Raw genomic sequence first — 18,646 nt, 5'->3', positions numbered from 1 at the left:
GAACACCATGAATGTACCGAACCTGATTACCCTGTCCCGCATCGTCATGATTCCGGTGTTCGTGGTGGTTTTCTATTTGCCGGCGAGCTGGAGTTATATGGCGAGTGCAGCGATTTTTGCGTTGGCGGGGATCACGGACTGGTTGGATGGATATCTGGCGCGGCGATTGAATCAAAGCACGCCGTTCGGCGCCTTTTTGGACCCGGTCGCGGATAAATTGATGGTAGCCGTGGCGTTGGCGGTACTGATTGAAGAATACTCTGCAGTGCTGCTCACCATCCCGGCCACGATCATTATCGGTCGTGAAATCGTGATTTCGGCATTGCGGGAATGGATGGCTGAAATCGGCAGCCGAGGTAGTGTGGCGGTATCTTACATTGGCAAGATCAAAACTACGGCTCAGATTTCAGCCATTGTTGGTTTGCTCGCGTTCCCGCCGGGCAATTTCCTAGCCGACGTAGCAATCGGCTTGTTGTATATCGCAGCGGTCTTGACCCTTTGGTCTATGTACCTGTATCTGCACGCGGCCTGGGACGACTTGTTCCCGAAGGCGATTGAGGACAATAGCGAGGTTTAACCTCGCTTTCCTGTCGGGTGCGGTTCACCGCGCCCGTTGAACACAGTTCCACACCCACTCTGTAAGTTCATGAGCCAGAAGGTTGCCGGCCCTAGAAAACGCTTCCACCGATGAATCCAGATCAGCGCCGGCAGACGGTTCTTCAATCGCCCAGTTGTTAATGCACATGCTCTCGTTACTGCGATTCCCGGTGAGTTCGGCGTGTAACTGGAGGGTTACCTTATATTCGTTTGACCTCTGGTCTACGTGAAACGCCGAGAGTTCCGTTAACAGGGTTAACCCGGTTGTTGCCGTACTGGTGTCGACCACAATGTTTCGGAATCCGTGGCTGTTGCGCAGGTGTTGCGCTAAATGGTCACGAATAACCACCGGTGAGCTGTCTCTCCAGCGGGCTTTCTTGTAGACCAGGAACTCGTAAGGAGTGGGCTTTAACAGAATGTTGGAGCTGTCCACCGGGTCTGAAGCCAATGGCGTAACCACACGAATGTTGACCGGTAACACTTGGTCGAACGTCGCTTGCGACGGTGCACTCGCCAAACTCATCACTCGGGGTGGCTCAGGCCGGGGAAGAACTGTGCAAGCGGCGGTGCTCAATACTGTCACAACGACAGCAAGCCGGGCCAGACCTGTGTTCATTGTTCGAACTCCTTGATGGTTGATCTACCCCATAGCGTACCTGCAGGGTCTTGCTCGAGCCTGCGTGTCAGGTTATTCAGGCTACGCAAAGTGGATCTAAGCTCTCTCAGGGCAGGGTCAAGCTGTGAAAGCCCTTGCAGCCCCGCGTCCAACGCGTGCTCGTTATTGGCAGTGATCCGGTTTACTCGATCCAGAGAGGGTTGCAGGGTTGAAATGGCGGTATCCATAGCGTTCAGCACCGGCACAACCCGGTCGTTGAGTACCGCTCGGGTATTGTCAGAAACGCCAGAAACCTTGATCGCCGCTTCCTCTGCCCGAACCGCGGCAACATTAAATTGCTCCATCAGTGCAATCAGCGCGTCTCGGTTGGCAAGGAGGGATTCGCTCGCTTCTCGTGCATTGCCAAGCAGAGCCGAGACATTGTCGATGTTCTCGGTAGCCAGTAAGCGGTTCATGTTGGTGAGAAGCTGTTCAGCCTGAGCGAGCATGGCCTCGCCGTTATTCAGTAGGTTGTTCAGTGCCGACGGCTCCGCGAGAATTAAAGGCGGATTTTCACGGGAGCCCTGAAGTTGGGGGCTTTGAGGTGTACCACCGGTAAATTGGATGCTCATGCTTCCAGTGATGTTTGCCAATATCAGACCGGCTTTGGTGTCGGCGCGCACGGGGACTTCCTTATGAACACGGACCAACACGCGAACATGGGCGGGGTTATCGGGTGCCAGAGTGAGGTCCATAACATCGCCGACCTGAATGCCGCTGTAAAGCACCGGGTTCCCCTTGGTCAGACCGCTGACAGGGTGATCAAAGCCAATCTGGTAATAGGCCCATTCCCGGTCAGCAGAGGATTTTCCGAGCCACAAAGCGAACAGTAGGGCGGCCGCCACCGCTGCCAGTGTGAAAAATCCAATAACAACGTGGTGGGCCTTTGGCTCCATTAACTGAACTCCTGTTGTACCAGCTTGCTTCCGGCGGCGCGCCCGCGGGGGCCGTGAAAATACTCCTGCACCCAAGCGTCATCGGTTTGGGCAACCCGGTCAAGGGTGTCGACGACTAAAACTTTTCGTTGTGACAACACCGCCACACGATCACAGGTTGAGTAGAGCGTGTCTAAATCGTGGGTAACCAGGAAAACCGTTAACCCCAGCGCCTTGCTCAGGGTCACGATCAGCTCGTCAAACGCGGCTGCGCCAATAGGGTCCAGCCCCGCAGTCGGCTCATCCAGAAACAGAATCTCCGGGTCCAGCGCCAAGGCTCGAGCCAGCGCGGCGCGCTTTACCATGCCCCCCGACAGCTCGGAGGGGTATTTCAAAGCGGCTTCGGGTGGCAATCCGGTCAGTGCAAGTTTCATGCGAGCCAACTCTTCCGCCTCAGCCCGACTCAGCCTGGCATGCTCAATCAGGGGTACTGATATGTTCTGAACCAGATTCAGAGACGTAAACAGGGCACCACCCTGAAACAGCACCCCGAAACGTTGCTCGTACAACGAACGTTCCATGGCTGATAGCTCGGTCAGGTCCACATCGAATACACGGATATGGCCGGCACTGGGTGTGTTCAGCCCGACAATGGTTCTCAGAAGAACTGATTTTCCGGTTCCTGAGCCGCCCACCACGCCCAATATCTCGCCCGCATATAAATCGAGATCCAAGTTCTCATGAACAACATGGCTGCCGAAGCGCGTACCCAAACCGCGCACCTGAATGATCGGCGTGCCGGGAGAGTGACGTTGCGTGCGAGATTCGGTCATGCGCTACCAGCCCATTTCCATGAAAAACAACGCTGCGATTGAATCCAGCAGGATAACCATAAAAATAGACTGAACCACGCTTGAGGTGGTGTGTTCGCCAACGGATTGAGCGCTGCCAGACACCTTGAATCCTTCGAGGCAGCCAATGACTGCGATCAAAAACGCAAACACCGGCGCTTTGCCAATCCCGACCAGAAAGTGCGTTAAGCCAATGTCTCGTTCAATGATCGCCATAAACTGGCTAGGCGGAATCTCCAGAGTGATTGCGCACACCACGGCACCGCCAATCATGCCTGAAATCATACCGACGAAGGTCAGTACCGGCAGGCTCACCATCATTGCCAAAACGCGGGGAACCACCAATAACTCCACGGGGTTCAGGCCCAGCGTTCGAATGGCGTCGAGTTCCTCGTTAACCTTCATGGCACCGATGTGTGCGGTGAAGGAGCTGGCGGTCCGGCCGGCTAACAAAATGGCAGCCAGCAGAACGCCAAATTCCCGAAGGAAGGAAAAAGCCACGAGGTTTACGGTGTAGATGGTGGCACCAAAATCCTGCAGGACCGTCGCACCTAAAAAAGCGACCACTGAACCGACGAGAAAAGTGAGTAGGGCAACAATGGGCAGCGCGTTCAACCCGGTATCGTGCACGGCGGCGACGAAGGAGGTAAAACGCCAGCGGCTTGGCCGAGGCAAGATGTAAAACAACGTGGACAAGGTTTCGCCGATGAAGCCGGCCAAAAGCCAGAGAAGCTGGGCAACGGCCGTCACTTTCTGGCCGATGTCTGCCAGAAAACCCAGTACCGGGTTTACCCTGGGAGGTTGGAATACCTCGTTCTTCATTGCTGAAGCAACCGCTGTAATCAGCGCTTGTTGCTCGTTGGCGATTTCCGAGTTATTCAGTGCCTCAACAAGCGCTGGGCCTCCCATCAGTTTAACCAATAGGGAGGCACCTGCAGTATCTACTCGAGTAAGTTGAGAGACATCCAGCGAGACGTTCGCGAGGTCCTTCTCCTGAACGGTTTGCACCAGGCGGGACAGGGCTGTGTAATAAGTCAGCGTCCAGTCGCCACTGAGCACCAATGAAGCGCCGTTAAGCTCAACATTGCCTGCGCTTTGTTCTGGTGATGTCGAAGGATGTCCGGAATGGATCGCCACTGAATAAAACCAGCCCTGTAACAGTTCACTCCAAGCTTAGAGATTCCAGTAGGAGTCTGCCAGTAACTTTCGGTCATCTTCGTCGTGGCTGGCGAGCACCAAGGCGACGCCCCGAGATTTTTCTTCCAAGAGCATGGCTCTCAGGCAGGCTTTTGCCTCATTGTCCAAGCCGGTTAGCGGCTCATCCAGAAGCAGCAAAGGCTGTCGGCGTAGAATTGCTCTCACCAAACCCACTCGCTGTCGTTGCCCGCCGGAAAGATCACCGGGCATTCTCGTGCCGAAACCTGCAAGCCCGGTGCGCTCAAGGCCCTGTTCGATCTGTTGCTTTTGTTCTGAGGTCAGCTTCAAGCCTGGGTGCAGCCCCAGGCCAATATTCGTAGCCACGTCTAGGTGTTCAAACAGGTTGTGTTCTTGAAAGACGCTGGTAACCGGCCGGTTCCAAGGCTCCAGATGCTGAATGGGCTTCCCCTTCCAATGGATCTTGCCGGAATCGGGCTGAAGAAAACCTGCAATTAGGTTCAGCAGGGTGGTTTTGCCGGTACCGCTAGCGCCGTGAATCGCTACACAATGGCCGGGTTGCAGCGAGAAGTGATACTCCCAGCCGTCGGCTTGACCCGGGTAGCGAAAACTCAGGTGTTCTACATCAAGCATGCTCAGGCTCCAGAGTTGCTTCGGGCAAACGATTTTTTCGGAGGTTTGCAGGCGGGCGGCCTAGGGCTGAGAGGAGGCCGAAAATAGATATCAGCAATATCAGCAGCCATAAACCGGTGCCAGCTGCTGCTGATACCTGATAGCTGCCCAGCTGCTGGTACAGTAAAACTGGCAGGGTTGGTTGGCTGGGGCTTCCAAAGAGTGCGATGACGCCGAAATCCCCCATCGACAGAGCTATGCCATAAGCCAGGCCTAGCGCGATTGGGCGGCGCAACAAGGGCCAATAAATCCAGCGCCAACGGTACCAGCCCAATATGCCGAGTTGGTCAGCGACACGAAGTGAGTGGCTATCGAGACTGTTCAATGGGCCGCGTAATACCTGAATAATGAAGGGCAGGGCCATCAAACTGTTGATCAACGCCACTAGCACCCAACCCTGTGCGTGGTTGCCCAAGCCCGGGCGAAGCAAAAGGAAAAGCCCGGTCCCGAGCACGATGGGCGGGACAATCAACGGCAGGTAACCGGTGGTGGTAGGGATGGCTTTCAATACCGGGTTTTTCGCTTTGTTGGCCGAGGCCAGAATCATCAGCGCGGCCCCAACCGAGGCAAAACCAGCGGGTAAGGCAATCAGCAAACTGCGCCCAGTGGCGGGAAGCAGTTGCTCGTAGATTGAAGCGCCGGCATCCAGGGCCAGCAGCGCCGGAAAGCCACGGATTCCGATGGCGAGCAAGGGCAACAGCAAGAAAAGACTGAATACAAACAGCAGAACCGCATAGAGCACTGGCTGACCCGACCAGGCCTTCAGGGGTACCGCGTGGGAAAGTTGCCGGTTAGGAAGAAGAGAGGATTCCAGGCGCTGGCGGAATACCAGCCACCACAAACCACCGCAAATCAGCAATTGTATGACGGCTAATACCGCCGCCTGCGGGAAGTCGAACTCGAACCGCAACGCCTGATAAATCGCCACCTCCAAGGTGGTGGCCGCGGGACCGCCGCCGAGTGTCATGATGATGGCGAAGCTGGTAAAGCACAAGGTGAATACCAGAGCGCTCAGCCCCGGTAGCACCGGGCGCAGGGCCGGCCATTCAACCGAACGCCACAGCCACCAGCCGCGAAGCCCGAGTTGCGAGGCAATCCGAAGGCGCGATGGAGGTACCGCTTCCAGTGATTGCAGCAAAACTCTTGCGGCCAGAGGGGCATTAAAGAAAGCGTGGGCAAGCAGGATGCCGTTCAAGCCATAGAGATGCCAGCCATGCCCGGGGAACCATTCATTCAACAAGCCTGTGACCCAGCCTTGCCGGCCATACACACCAATAATGCCGGAAACCGCGACGATGGTGGGTAACACCAAGCTGAGCTCCATCACTCTGAGCAGCGCCGAGCGGCCCGGAAAACTTCGGTACCTGGCTAAAGCGCGGGCAATAGGCAGAGCCAGTGCCAGGCTGAGCAAAACAGACAACATGGCCTGCCATACCGTAAACCACACCACACCCCGCAAGTAGCGGCTTTTGAAAACCGTTGCCAGATCAAGGCTACCGGCGGTCATCAGCATGCTGCCCAGGCCCAGGGCGACCAACAGCAATAGCGCCAGTCCAAGCACTTGGCCAGGGACGAGCTGCCAGCCTGGATGGCTCAGTGGCACGGGTTTGAGGGAATAGGGCACGGTGTTATCGTGTCATTGCATCCAGCCAATCATTGACCAGCTGGCGGCGTTGGCTTGCAACCTCAGCCGGTGCCATGAAGAACGTGTGCTCGGGGGTAATCAGCCGATCAAACACCTCAGGCAAATCTGCGCCAAGATCGATGGCCGGGTACATCACGTTCTTCAGGGGAATATGCTCTTGGAAATCCGGGGTCAGCATGAAATCCAGAAAGCGGCGCGCCAAGTCTTTTTGTTTGGAAGACTCGACCAACGCGGCAACTTCCACTTGCAGATAATGGCCTTCTTCGAATTGCGCGGCCTGATAGCGGTCGGTTTTATCTACGGCCATGTGGTAAGCGGGTGAGGTGCTGTAGGAAAGGATCATGGGCGCTTCGCCGTTCATGAACAGTGAAAAGTAACCGTCGCTCCAGCTTTGTGTTGTCGCGAGAATCTTGCCGTTCAGCTGTTCCCATTTTTGAGCGGCTTCATCGCCATAGACAGAGTGCATCCACAGTAGCAGACCTAGCCCGGGGGTACTGGTGCGCGGGTCCTGGATGATGATTTTGAGGTCATCGGGTGCATTGATGAGCGCATCGAAACTGGCAGGTGGTTCTGCCAGCTGCTGAGTGTCGTACACGAACGCAAAGTAACCCCAGTCGTAAGGAATGAAGTGAGCATCGTTCCAGTCGATGGGCAAATCCAATGCGTCCAGAGCCCGTTCGTGCTTGCCAATCATGCCGGTTTGAAGGGCTGTTTCCATTGTTGCGGTGTCGAGCCCCAACAAAACATCCGCAGGGGTTGAAGCTCCTTCCAAACGCAGCCTCTGCAAAATATCGCCACCGCTGTTCAGAACGGTGTAGTTAAGGGTGCAGTCACACTGCTTTTCAAAGGCATCTTTCACACCGGGCCCGGGGCCCCATTCTGCCGCGAAGGACGGATGGGTATACACGTTCAGGACAGGGCGCTCGGCCGAGTGAGCGGCCAACGGTAAGGTAACGGCCAACAGCAGTAGAGATAAGCGATTGAGCATGTGCGGCATCCTTATTAAGAGGGGGAGTAACCATGCCGCGGCAAACACTGCGAAGTTCAGTGCGACTCAATCCCTTCGCCGGTATTATCCGTGTCAGGTTCCGCGGGTGTGGTCTCAGCCCCGATAGAGGGCACCCCGTTGAGTTGGAGTAATTCTATCATGGCGCTGTGGTAGGACAAATTCGAGGGGTTTGTAGGCTAAAGGTTAAAAAATGTACGGAAAGACGAAAGTCTCAAAATACGCTGTTAGAATGAGGCACCTTTTCAGTCAGCTACCAAACTATCTTAAACCTTGAGGTAATGTGCGTATGTCTTTGCACACGAAACGACACCCTTTTTCATTGGGAGCAGGCCTGGCAGTCCTTTTGTCGTTTTCCGCACACGGTAATGCGGAAGCCCTTGATAACGAACTTCTCGATAAATTGGCTGGGGCTGCACCGTACTTGAAGTCAGAGGTGCTAGGTGCGGCAGTTAAGGCAACGCAGTGTGCGGTCAACAACGGCGTAGCTATGCCGGAGCGGTTGGCGGTTATCGATTTTTCACTGCCGTCCAGTGAAGAACGGATGTGGATTTTTGATCTGGAGCAGGGAGATTTGCTGCTCAGGGATCTGGTTGCCCACGGAAAAAATTCTGGTGATGTGGAAGCCCGTGCGTTCTCGAATATCGAGGGCAGCCACCAGTCCAGTATTGGCTTGTTCAAAGGCAACGAAAGCTACAGTGGGGCCCATGGCTACGCATTACGCTTGGATGGGCTGGAGCCTGGTGTAAACGACTTGGCTCGCCAAAGAGCGATTGTTATTCACGGCGCAGACTATGTCAGCCCGAACTGGGTGGCAGACTATGGCCGGATTGGGCGCAGTCACGGTTGCCCAGCGGTCGACCGGAAAGTGATTCGTTCTGTGGTGGATAACCTGAAAGGCGGACAGCTGGTGTTTACCTATTATCCGGACCAGGAATGGCTGCAGAGTTCCAGTTTCTTAAATTGCGATGCCCCCGCCCAAATGGCCGAAGCCAGTCAGGCACAGGGTAATAACTCGTAATTCGACGAAATTCTTAAAAACCCAAGGTTGAGAAGCGCAGATTGTGCTTCTCAATCAGTTTTGTTGGCAGGTTCTCCTCGCTGTAGTTTTTGAACGGTTCCTTGTTCATCATCTTCTGAAGCCCTTCCAGGGTGCGAATGGGTGCGTCTGTCGCGACCATGTTCGCAATCCATGCCGGCACAAGCCCACCCGGATCGACCTGAGTAGTGAACGTGATGCGCGTCCAGCCGTCTGCAAGTGGTTCTATATAAAAGCTGTTGTTCAGCATCGGAATCCGAACATAGTCCGCCTGCTCCGGCGCGCCACCTGGCTGGCCAATCGATTGAACGGTGACCGGGCCATTAACGTCTTCTTGTATGAACGACGACTTCATCACCAAGTCGCGATCCGATGCTGGCCATACCCCATCGAACATCATCCAAAGAAATTTTTCGCCGTCTTCCGCGTAGTGGTAGCGAGCTTCCTGGCAGTTGTAGATCCACTCTTGGCACACGGAAATGTCGTTAATGACCGACATGGCTGAAAACATGGAGTGCTGAGTTTCAACCACTCCCCGGAATTGTTTAATGGCGGAGTTTTCAGTATCACGAACATAGGTTGTGATGTCTGACCGCTTGTCACCCTGTTGCTTGACGACCCAATCAGAGGCGAGGGTAGGGCTTACACTGCATAATGTCAGGGCAAGAAATACCAGGGTCGAAAAACTGAAATGTCGCATAGTAAATACAGGCCTTTATAAGATCGGAATTGCTAAAGTCGGCGATTCTCGGCTAACGAATGGGGGTAATCTATGGCGGGAATGACCGGGTCAGCCAGGCGAAAGGCAAACAAGTCCTGAGGTTTGGCTAAAAAATGCCCAAATAGTGCGAAAAAACAAAAGGTTGAAAAAAGTTGTTGACGGCGCCGGAGTAATCCGTAGAATACGCATCCGTTGACGAGGCAATGCCTCTTAAACGAAGAGCGGGAATAGCTCAGTTGGTAGAGCACAACCTTGCCAAGGTTGGGGTCGCGAGTTCGAATCTCGTTTCCCGCTCCAATTCCAAGTCTCTCACGCCCCCTGAGAGCAAAGCCCGAAAAGGCTTACCCGGCGCGGTGGCAGAGTGGTTATGCAGCGGACTGCAACTCCGTGTACGCCGGTTCGATTCCGACCCGCGCCTCCATTTTTTACCCTTTTATTTCAATCGCTTAGCCTTTTGCTGTCTTAACCGGCGTGTCGATGGCGACAAAATGGCGACATCGATTTCATTTTCTCTCCGTGTCTCTCAGTGATTTTAACGTCGATTTCGAACGCTCTGGTGGGCGAATCAATCGGTAGTGTTTCCGCATTGGTTTGCTCTCGTGGTCGCCCTTGTTGTTTTCTCCTTTGAACTTCTTCGGTGCTGTCGAACAGATACTGCGCCAGCCAATGGTAACGGACAATTCGGTGTTGTCGCGAATAGAGCGTCGGGGTCCTAATGAAGCATTTCAGTGAAATTTACAGTACTGCTCAGGGATGGATCTAGGATTAGAGTAAGCGGATAGAGTCAGCTTGAACAGCTAGGCCGGGTAACCGGCCTAGCTTGCTGGGGATTTCAAACAGGGAAATGTTTTGGTGCAGTCATTTAATGGTTAATCTTCGACAGCCGCATAGACGACCAATTCAACCAGCATCTCTTCTCGAGCCAGGCCGGCTATTACCAAAGCAGCACGGTTAGGGTAAGGTTTTTCGAAGTACTCTGCGTAGATTCTGTTAACAACCGGCAGGTGCGATCTGTCGGTAACGTAAATCAAAACCTGAGTGACATCTGTGAGGTTTGTGTTTGCGCATTCCAGTGTGTGACGCAGGTTTTCCATGGTCTGGCGTGTTTGGGCTTCAATACCGCCGTCAACAACTTTCCCTTGGTCATCAATAGGGATCTGAGCAGTGAACAATATGCCGTTACCAATGGTTGCCCACTCTAGTGGTGATGGGGACGCGTATAATTCAGTTTTTACTGTTTTAATCATGTTTGCTCTTCCTTAGGTGGGTTTTGGTTAGCGCTCAGCACCTGCCAGACGCCTTTCCACGGCGCTGACGAGGTTGAATCCAATGTGTCTAATTGGCTCAGGTGGCATCCAACTGGGCACGCCCATGAGCTCGTGGACGTTCAGGCAGGGCTGGCCGGAAGCTAGATTGGCCAACTGCTGTCCCAGAAGCGTTCCCTTTAAAATACCGACGCCGTTGCAGCCGATGGAGGCGAATAGCCCTTTTTTTAGCTGACCCCAAAGCGGTGCTCCATTGGCTGTCAGCGACGTGGTGCCGCCCCACCATTCCTCCAAGCCATAACTGCTCAGTTCAGGGAAACGGTTTAACAGGCTTTGTTCAAGATAGCTTCGTGTGGAGTCATTGCCTTCGCGCTCGTAGCCGTAAAAGCCGCGTATAAGAAGTCTTCCATCGTCAGTGGTTCTTAGGGTGGAGCCAAGACGGTGGGCAGGCAGCAACCCCCATTGACCTTCTGGTGCTAGGGCGGCGAATAAATCGGCTGGCAATTTTGGGGTGATCCCTGCATAGGTAAATATTTTCACGCTATAAGCATTTCCGAACCCCAAAGAGGCGGCGAAGGCATTGTTGGCTAGAAATACCTTTGGTGCCTGAAGTGAACCTTCGGGTGTTGTGGCTAACCAGCCAAATGGGTTTTGTGACAGGTGAACAGCCGGGCTTTGCTCATGCAATTTAATGGTAGCTGGAAGGCTTCGGGCCAGGTTCGAAATAAGTGCATAGGGGTTGACTAGGCTGTTGCCTGGCAAATTTAGCCCAGCACGGTAATAGCAACTGCCCGTAATTGACCTTAAGCGCTCCGCACTCATCCACTCGAAGGGTTGGCCGCTTTTTTCAAGGAGGGTAGCTAAGGCTGATAAATTTCTCATGCCTCGGTCTGTAGCTGCGCCTTTGAAGATTTTAGGGTTTGCTGTGACGGCTCCCGGATAGCCTATTTCACGCATAGTATCTTGGGTGGACTGATAGTGCCGATAGAGTGCTCCGGCAGCCTCAGGGTTGGCACCGGTGAAGGCGTGCTCCAGAACAAATCCCGAGTTGCGGCCGGGTGACCCTGCGCCAATGGTTTCCGCCTCCAAGACTCTGATATCACTATTTGGCTGTAACTTAGCGAGCTGACGGGCTATGCCGATGCCGGTATAGCCAGCGCCGACAATGATCGCGTCGCAGGTTTGAGAGCCTGTAAGGCGAGGGTGTTTCGGGGACAACGTAGCCGTCTCATTCCAACCACAGGCGCGTTTATAATCAGGGTAGGGGGAGCTGCATCTGTTCATCGTGGGAATACTCTTTTATCAGGTGTTTTCCACCGGGTCGAAAAGGTTGTGGCTAATCGCTCTCGCACTGGCCAGCAGTGATTTCGTAAGGCGATCGTAATGTTCGTCGGACAACCGGGAACGCCGCAGGCAACAACTTAATGCAGCGATTGGTGTCTGGTTTTTTCCGAAAACAGGGACAGCTACACCCGTAAACTCGGGAGGATCAGTGCCTTCCACTCCACAGGTGACTTCTAGGTGTCGGCAGTTGGCGATGGCTTCCTGCACGCGCTCGCGCGTAATTCCTTTTGCTCGCAGAAACGGCGCTTCGTTGTGGTCAAGGATGTGTGTCTGTTCTTGCTTGCTCATAAAGCTAAGGATGGCGATGGACGCCTGGCCGACTCCGAAGGGAATTCGGTCACCCTTTTGACGGGTGTAACTCCGTGCTGGGTGTTGCCCATCTGCGATATCTAGGCATAACACGTGAAAGCCGTCAGGGATCATAAGAAAAAAGCTGTCACCTAAATTCTCTGCCATATCCAGCAGGTGCATGTGCGCAACCTTGTCCAGTGCGGCGCGGGTCAGCTCGCTCCAGCTCAAGAGTTCCGGACCGGGGTAGACTGGCCCGCGACTAAGTGGTTGCCTGACAAGACCTAGATCTTTTAGGGCGCGAACCAAGCGATACACTGTTGGCGTGCTCAGGCCTGTTGCATCGGTGAGTTCGGAAATGGAGAGGCCGTGTTGCCCGGCTCTTATCACTAGGCGAAGCAATGAATAACTCCTGTCCAGAGTTTGAATGCCGCTTTCATACATACCGGTCTTACCCTTTTCGATTTCATTGCCCACTTTGAGTGTAACTGTACCTCTTAGCGTTCATTTTGGCTTATCGCAAAGTGAGAAATGTGCCGAAATATAACCATCAAAATTTATATGTGAATACGACATTTATATATGTATGACATGTGACGTCAGGGTGTTTAAATGTCGGTTTCTATGTGCTTATATGATCGTATCGTGAATTAGGGTGAGAGAGTATGGTCACGTTCAAGCCAGCATCAGAGTGGCACGGCAGGGTAGATAGTGAAGAAGGGGCTGGTGCAATACGGTGGCATCAGAAGGTGTCACTAGCGCCAAATGGACGCTCCGGTCAAACCGTTGGAATGCTCGGCTTCGCGTGCGATGCAGGTGTCCAGAGAAATAAGGGGCGCCCCGGCGCTGCTGCTGGGCCGGATGCTCTTCGGCGTCAACTGGGTAGCTTAGCTTGGCACGGTGGTGATGACCTGTCGGTAATGGACCTTGGTACGGTCGAGGTTAGCGGTGACGCACTTGAGCAGGGTCAAGAAGAGTTGGCGTCAAGAGTTGCGGAAGCACTTACGTCCGTTAGTCGCCTATTAGTTGTAGGCGGGGGACATGAGACAGCTTGGGGCAGTTTTTCGGGACTAGCAAAGGTGTACGACCCGACCACTACAAGAATCGGCATTATTAATCTAGACGCCCATTTTGATCTGCGCATGAAAGGTGAACAGGGTGCATCGTCGGGTACGCCCTTTACCCAAATAGCTGAGCACTGCGGTCGGGATTTTTTTCATTACTGCTGCTTGGGCCTTGCTCGTCCGAGCAACACCTCCTCATTATTCGATCGTGCCCGTGCTATGGGCGTTAGTTATCGTGAAGATCGAGATATGCGGGTGGCAGATATTCCGGACGTTATAAAACAAGTGCGCGAATTTAGCCAGGGTTTGGACATGCTCTACCTGACCATCGACTTGGATGTACTTCCACATTATCAGGCACCTGGTGTTAGTGCTCCAGCGGCACGAGGTGTTGCGTTGGAAGTTGTGCAAGCTGTGATTGATGAAGCGCAGCAGATCGCTGCGACATTACCTTACGGCATGCCACTGGTAGAACTTTGCGAGTTGAATCCCGAATTTGATGAATCTGGCGTTACCGCTAAAACAGCGGCTCTGCTGGCGGACACATTGCTGTGTCAACACTGCCGCTCATGAGGCGGTTTCACTAAGCTAAAACAGTAAAGGAAGTGAAAACAATGAAAAAACTGAAAACAATGCTTATGACTGCCGCCTTGGGAGTGGGTCTAGCTGCCGGAGCTGCGCAGGCGCAGGAGCGAGTGTTTTTCGGTATTGCCACCGGTGGCACTGGCGGCACTTACTATCCGCTTGGCGGCATGCTCGCTCAGGTGATCTCCAACAACGCCGAATTGGAAGGAAAGAAGCTCTCAGCAACAGCGGAAACCGGCAACGCGTCGGTAGCTAATGCCGGCTTGCTCGGGCGTGGAGATATAGAGTCAGCATTTGTGGCAGCCGACATCCTGGATTCAGCCTACAAAGGCCAGAACCAGTTTGAGGGGAAGGCGCAGAAGAATCTTAGGGCCCTAGGCGCCCTCTACCCAGAAGCAGTCCAACTGGTAGCCCAGCCCGGACTGAAGAAATTTGAAGATCTTAAAGGTAACTCAATCAGCTCAGGTTCACCTGGCTCTGGACAGTGGCAATTGCTGGGCGATTTGTTGCAAGCTCACGGCATGACTCGTGACGATGTCACTGAGGATTACTCCTCGTTCTCCCAGTCTGCCGAGAAGATTAAAGACGGCAACCTGGACGCGTCCTTGATTACTGCTGGTTCGCCAACTGCATCCATCCTGGAGTTGGCCAACGGGCACGATATCAACATTATTCCGCTGACCGGTGAACCGATCAAGAAGCTGCAGGAAACCCAGCCGTATTACGCATCCACGATTCTGCCGGGTGGAACCTACAAAGGCGTGGACAACGACGTTGAAACTATTGCTGTCCGAGCGATCTGGGCCACCCACGCCGACTTGCCAGACGATATCGCTTACGCGGTTACCAAGGCGCTTTACGAAAATACCGAGACCTTGGCCAAGGTGCATGTGAAGGGTAAGGAAATCACACGCGAAACCGCTCTTGAGTCGGTATCCATTCCTCTGCACCCAGGTGCAGAAAAGTATTTCCGTGAAAAGGGCATCATTGAATAAGCTAGTCCTGCTGCTGGCCGGGGCCTTTGCTCTGGCTGGCAATTTGCAGGCTGCTGGTCTTGAGATTAGCCATTACCGTGAAGGCAGGCTGCTTGCTTGCATTTCTGTCGCGGACAAGGAGTTTGAACTTTCATTCATCCACTCCGTGTCGCTTACGCCCGTCAAGGACTACTACCGACTGGTAGAACCCGCGACTGGCGGATTGACGATTAACCAGACAGCAGAAGTTTTCATCGCCCATGGGCAAGGGCTGCCCTCACTGGTGAACGAACCCGATGCGAAGTCATTCAAGCACAGGAATGGCCAGTTCATTCTGGAAATGGATCGGGATATTGGGCAGCTGATTGTACGAACCGATCGGCGCTTCAAGAACAGATTGCACACTGGAAACAAGAATATCAATTTGAACCAATGGCCGGACGGCGGGCTGCTGATTTCTCCGGTCTTTAACTGCCAACCATAACTCAGAGTGAACGGGTATGAGCAACTCAAACAGCCAGGCGGACAACCGTTCTTCGTTCAGCGGGCCTGAAATGCACCAAGCTGATCTGGATAACCTGATAAAAAAGTTCGATAACGAATCGAATTTCAGGGACCTGAAAGGAATTCTTAAAACGCTGGTGACTATCACTTGCGTGATCCTGAGTGTTTTCCATATATATACAGCTGGATTTGGTTTATTAAACGAGATCACCCACCGTAACGTGCACATGGCCTTTATCATGGGCCTGCTTTTTATCGTGTTTCCGCGGCGACCACCGAAACACCTCAAGATCAATGTCGTCTTGAGCCTTGCCTACGGAGCCTTCTATCTCCTGATTGCCCATCAGCTAGCTCAAGCCTTGGCTAGTGATATTCCGGTCTGGTGGTCATGGATGATCTACGGTTTTGCGGGGTTCATGGCGCTGTCTGCTTTGCCCATTGCTGCTATGGGTAGTCGGAATAAACCCAGTTGGCTTGATTGGCCATTGGTGCTGGCGGGTGCTGGTTTTTCAGCCTACCTGGTAATATTTTTCAAAGATATCTTCATCATCAATATTGGCTTCCCGAAAGCGTTTGATTATCTCATGGGCGGAATGGCCGTCATGTTGGTGGTTGAGGGTGCACGCCGGACCATGGGGGAGTCGCTCTCCATTATTGGAGTCTTGGCGTTGCTATATGCGATGTTTGGCCCCAGCTTGCCCGGAGTTATGGCGCACAGAGGTTACGATATTATTCGCCTCGTTGAGCACCTGTATCTTGGTACAGAGGGTATTTATGGCATAGCTATTGGTGTTGTCGCTACTTATGTATTCCACTTCGTGCTTTTTGGCGTACTTGCCCAAGCTTCCGGCCTTGGCCAGCTTTTCATTGAACTCGCAACCCTGGTTGCAGGCCGATATTCAGGTGGTCCGGCCAAAGTATCTGTAGTTTCGTCAGGATTTTTTGGCATGATTTCCGGATCACCGGTCGCTAACACGGTTACGACCGGTGCATTCACAATACCGATGATGAAAAAGTACGGCTTTAGCGGCCGCTTTGCCGCAGCTACAGAAGCCGCATCTTCCTGTGGTGGACAGATTACGCCCCCGATCATGGGCGCTTCTGCTTTTGTGATGGCGGAAATGCTGGGCGTTCCGTACAGTGAATTGATTCTGATTGCCATCATACCGGCTGCTTTTCACTACCTTGCAACCTTGTGTATGGTTCATTTTGAGGCTCGCCGACTGAACCTTAAAGGCATGCCAGAAGAGCAAATTCCTCGCCTTGGAGCCGTGCTTGCCAAGCACTGGCATCAGGTGATTCCGTTAGTGGTTATGGTCACACTACTGCTAATGCAGTTCACCCCATTCCTGGCGGCATTTTGGGGGATTATCTTGACCATTATTTGCTCGTACATACCTCTCGTGCTCAGGCCACTTGGGTTCACCAAATTGGACCATGAAAGTGCCTTAACACCACGACGTTTGATTGATGGTCTTGAAGAAGGGGCGAAGCAATCCATCGCTATCACCGCTGCATGCGCCTGCGTTGGCTTTCTGCTGGGTGTAACGACATTGACCGGGCTTGGTTTTAAGTTCTCAGGAGCTATTGTCGGGCTAGCGAATGATTTTGGTAGCACACTGGCCGTATTGATTCCTTTTGATTTGGTGACTGAAGGCAGTTTGACCCTGTTCATCGCGCTGATCTTGGTCGCGTTGGCTTGCATCCTGATGGGAGCTGGAATCCCAACCACACCAACGTACATTATCCTAGCCGCTATTGTGGCTCCGGCACTGGATGATTTTGGCATTGCCTTGTTGGCATCCCACTTCTTCATCTTTTACTACGGTGTACTTGCTGATGTGACGCCGCCTGTGGCTTTGGCTGCGTATGCAGGGGCGGGGATTTCGGGGTCTGACCCGATGAAAACGGGTGTTACCGCATTCCGGCTGTCTATGGGTAAGGCGCTTGTGCCATTGATGTTCATCTACGCTCCAAGCCTGTTATTTCTCAACTTCACATGGTTCGAATTCTCGCTCGCGATGATCAGTGGCATCTTGTGCATTGTAGCCTTGTCGGCGGCGTATATCGGTTTCTTCAGTGCGCCAATTTCGAGGTTTGAGAAAACAGTGCTTAGCCTTGCAGGGTTGTCTCTGGTAGGGAACAATCCTTGGTTGATCTTGGTCTCCGGTGCAGTAGTGCTCGTGGTTCTTGGTAGGAACTACAGGGCGGGGCACTCTCAACCGTTGGCGCACACAGCATAGGGAATATAACTCTTGAGTCAGAAGGACTATACCGTTCCGGCCTTACAGAAAGGGCTGCGTATCCTGGAGATGTTTGACAGTAATTGTCGGGCACTGAGCCAGGCAGAGATGGCACAGAGCTTGGGGGTCAGCACGAGTTCTTTATACAGAATCGTGCAGACTCTGGTCTCCATGGGGTATTTGAACAAGATCGGAACCAATACCTATTCGTTAGGTACTCAAGTAGTTTCTCGTGGCTTCAGCTACCTCGCCAGTCGGGAGATTGTCGAGGTGGCTGCTCCTTTCGTGACACGATTGCGAGACAGTACTTCATTATCAAGCCACGTTGGCGTTCGAGACGGCACGGAAGTGCTCTATGTATACCGGGCGCTGGCGTTACAGAGGGTTTCGGTCAACGTGCCCGTGGGTACTCGTTTTCCGCTGCACACAACCGCTATGGGTAGGGCGCTCCTGACGGGGATGTCGCCAACTGAGTTGCAGCACCTGTTTCAGGGGCAACGACTTGATGGCTATCCTCGGCCAGCACCACAGTCAATGCCAGAATTGATGGCGCTCTGTGAAAAAGAACGCGCCCAAGGGTGGACTCGTCATTATTCAGATCATTCGACGGCACTGGCGATCCCTATCCGAAATTTTACTGGGCAGGTCATAGCGGCCATAAACATTTCAGGACCAGACCCGGTTATGAACGCGGAAGGCGTTATGGAGACATTACTCTCTGAATTAAAACATACTGCTGCCGCAGTAATGCGCCAGGTAGGTGGAATATAGTGTCGATAGCTTTGAAGGTTGGTGGTGTGCAAAAGAGGTGCAAAGCTCTTGGACGTTAATAACCGTCAGCTGGAAACAAATGAGTCCGCTAAGGGTTCAGGCAAAGAAGAGCCCCTATTGGACTCTTCTGCATTCCTGATGATCGCCAAGATTCGATCAGAGCGTTTCAGGAGAAACAAACAAAGCTGTAAATCCTGGCGTAAATTTGTTCAGAAGATTGTCAGGCGATCCCAGCGCTAGTGATATCACATTTTTTCTTTGGTTGTCTCAAGGCCCTTTCGAGGGCCTTTATTTGTTTATAGTTTGGTTGATTACGATCGCTTCGGTGGATGTGTAATCGGTCGTAGTTGACGACCTTGTGTGGGTTGAGCGGATGAATGTGTTCTGCGGGC

General features: G+C 53.2%; 18 protein-coding genes, 2 tRNA genes and 1 riboswitch. Of the genes, 9 read left to right on the top strand and 11 right to left on the bottom strand.

Annotation, left to right across the window (positions count from 1 at the left end; translation table 11 throughout):
• Positions 1-7: 7 nt before the first annotated feature.
• Positions 8-577 (top strand): CDP-diacylglycerol--glycerol-3-phosphate 3-phosphatidyltransferase, encoded by a 570-nt coding sequence (gene pgsA / locus ACNQ6O_RS05810; RefSeq protein ID WP_418052313.1) that lies wholly within the window; start codon positions 8-10, stop codon positions 575-577.
• A gap of 24 nt (positions 578-601) precedes the next feature.
• Here pgsA and ACNQ6O_RS05805 read toward each other — a convergent pair whose 3' ends face one another.
• Genes ACNQ6O_RS05805 through thiB form a run of 7 tightly spaced genes read right to left on the bottom strand, consistent with a single transcriptional unit; the run spans position 602 to position 7,438 of the window.
• Complete coding sequence (locus ACNQ6O_RS05805) at positions 602-1,213, bottom strand: ABC-type transport auxiliary lipoprotein family protein (protein WP_418052312.1); 612 nt, start codon at positions 1,211-1,213, stop codon at positions 602-604.
• On the bottom strand, positions 1,210-2,148 hold the full coding sequence (locus tag ACNQ6O_RS05800) for an MlaD family protein (RefSeq protein ID WP_418052311.1): 939 nt from the start codon (positions 2,146-2,148) through the stop codon (positions 1,210-1,212). The genes ACNQ6O_RS05805 and ACNQ6O_RS05800 overlap by 4 nt, the downstream gene beginning before the upstream one ends.
• Positions 2,148-2,960: an ABC transporter ATP-binding protein gene (locus ACNQ6O_RS05795; protein ID WP_418052310.1), complete on the bottom strand. Its 813-nt coding sequence runs from the start codon at positions 2,958-2,960 to the stop codon at positions 2,148-2,150. Before ACNQ6O_RS05795 ends, ACNQ6O_RS05800 begins: the two co-directional genes overlap by 1 nt.
• Positions 2,961-2,963: 3 nt before the next feature.
• Positions 2,964-4,115 (bottom strand): MlaE family lipid ABC transporter permease subunit, encoded by a 1,152-nt coding sequence (locus ACNQ6O_RS05790; RefSeq protein ID WP_418052309.1) that lies wholly within the window; start codon positions 4,113-4,115, stop codon positions 2,964-2,966.
• A gap of 36 nt (positions 4,116-4,151) precedes the next feature.
• Entirely contained in the window at positions 4,152-4,766 is a 615-nt protein-coding gene (locus tag ACNQ6O_RS05785) for an ATP-binding cassette domain-containing protein (protein WP_418052308.1), read from the bottom strand.
• Complete coding sequence (thiP, locus tag ACNQ6O_RS05780; protein ID WP_418052307.1) at positions 4,759-6,429, bottom strand: thiamine/thiamine pyrophosphate ABC transporter permease; 1,671 nt, start codon at positions 6,427-6,429, stop codon at positions 4,759-4,761. Before thiP ends, ACNQ6O_RS05785 begins: the two co-directional genes overlap by 8 nt.
• A 4-nt stretch (positions 6,430-6,433) precedes the next feature.
• Complete coding sequence (gene thiB / locus ACNQ6O_RS05775; RefSeq protein WP_418052306.1) at positions 6,434-7,438, bottom strand: thiamine ABC transporter substrate binding subunit; 1,005 nt, start codon at positions 7,436-7,438, stop codon at positions 6,434-6,436.
• A 53-nt stretch (positions 7,439-7,491) separates the two neighbouring features.
• A riboswitch (TPP riboswitch) is annotated at positions 7,492-7,586 on the bottom strand.
• Positions 7,587-7,745: 159 nt separating this feature from the next.
• On the opposite strand from thiB, the gene ACNQ6O_RS05770 reads away from it, so the two are divergent.
• Positions 7,746-8,477 carry a murein L,D-transpeptidase catalytic domain family protein gene (locus tag ACNQ6O_RS05770; RefSeq protein WP_418052305.1) on the top strand — a complete coding sequence of 244 codons (732 nt, stop codon included), beginning with the start codon at positions 7,746-7,748 and terminating at the stop codon, positions 8,475-8,477.
• A 13-nt stretch (positions 8,478-8,490) separates the two neighbouring features.
• Here the strand turns inward: ACNQ6O_RS05770 and ACNQ6O_RS05765 are convergent, their stop codons facing one another.
• The gene (locus tag ACNQ6O_RS05765) at positions 8,491-9,195 is read right to left on the bottom strand and encodes an START domain-containing protein (protein WP_418052304.1); all 705 of its coding nucleotides are present in this window, start codon (positions 9,193-9,195) and stop codon (positions 8,491-8,493) included.
• 242 nt (positions 9,196-9,437) lie between these two features.
• Between ACNQ6O_RS05765 and ACNQ6O_RS05760 the strand changes: the two genes are divergently transcribed.
• Positions 9,438-9,513: transfer RNA gene (locus ACNQ6O_RS05760), tRNA-Gly, on the top strand.
• 50 nt (positions 9,514-9,563) lie between these two features.
• A tRNA-Cys gene (locus tag ACNQ6O_RS05755) sits at positions 9,564-9,637 on the top strand.
• A 448-nt stretch (positions 9,638-10,085) separates the two neighbouring features.
• Here ACNQ6O_RS05755 and ACNQ6O_RS05750 read toward each other — a convergent pair.
• The 3 genes from ACNQ6O_RS05750 to ACNQ6O_RS05740 all read right to left on the bottom strand — a co-directional run bounded on the left by ACNQ6O_RS05750 (position 10,086) and on the right by ACNQ6O_RS05740 (position 12,590).
• Positions 10,086-10,463, bottom strand: a complete 378-nt coding sequence (locus ACNQ6O_RS05750) for a RidA family protein (RefSeq protein ID WP_418052303.1) — start codon at positions 10,461-10,463, stop codon at positions 10,086-10,088.
• A gap of 27 nt (positions 10,464-10,490) precedes the next feature.
• Entirely contained in the window at positions 10,491-11,699 is a 1,209-nt protein-coding gene (locus tag ACNQ6O_RS05745) for an NAD(P)/FAD-dependent oxidoreductase (protein ID WP_418052302.1), read from the bottom strand.
• A gap of 84 nt (positions 11,700-11,783) precedes the next feature.
• A complete protein-coding gene (locus tag ACNQ6O_RS05740; protein ID WP_418052301.1) occupies positions 11,784-12,590 on the bottom strand; it encodes an IclR family transcriptional regulator in 807 nt (268 codons plus the stop codon).
• Between the two features lie 188 nt (positions 12,591-12,778).
• On the opposite strand from ACNQ6O_RS05740, the gene hutG reads away from it, so the two are divergent.
• From hutG to ACNQ6O_RS05715, 5 genes are read left to right on the top strand one after another with little or no spacing between them, the layout of a single operon-like run.
• Positions 12,779-13,750, top strand: coding sequence for a formimidoylglutamase (gene hutG / locus ACNQ6O_RS05735; protein ID WP_418052300.1), 972 nt, complete (start codon positions 12,779-12,781; stop codon positions 13,748-13,750).
• 41 nt (positions 13,751-13,791) lie between these two features.
• A complete protein-coding gene (locus ACNQ6O_RS05730; protein ID WP_418052299.1) occupies positions 13,792-14,757 on the top strand; it encodes a TAXI family TRAP transporter solute-binding subunit in 966 nt (321 codons plus the stop codon).
• Entirely contained in the window at positions 14,750-15,220 is a 471-nt protein-coding gene (locus tag ACNQ6O_RS05725) for a DUF1850 domain-containing protein (RefSeq protein ID WP_418052298.1), read from the top strand. The genes ACNQ6O_RS05730 and ACNQ6O_RS05725 overlap by 8 nt, the downstream gene beginning before the upstream one ends.
• Positions 15,221-15,236: 16 nt before the next feature.
• Positions 15,237-17,483: a TRAP transporter permease gene (locus tag ACNQ6O_RS05720; RefSeq protein WP_418052297.1), complete on the top strand. Its 2,247-nt coding sequence runs from the start codon at positions 15,237-15,239 to the stop codon at positions 17,481-17,483.
• Positions 17,484-17,495: 12 nt separating this feature from the next.
• A complete protein-coding gene (locus ACNQ6O_RS05715; protein WP_418052296.1) occupies positions 17,496-18,254 on the top strand; it encodes an IclR family transcriptional regulator in 759 nt (252 codons plus the stop codon).
• Positions 18,255-18,646: the final 392 nt, after the last annotated feature.

Source organism: Marinobacter sp. SBS5, assembly GCF_048285575.1.
In the GTDB taxonomy this organism is placed as follows: domain Bacteria; phylum Pseudomonadota; class Gammaproteobacteria; order Pseudomonadales; family Oleiphilaceae; genus Marinobacter.
Note: the sequence above shows the minus strand (reverse complement) of the source record. Positions and strands in the feature narration are given on the sequence as shown.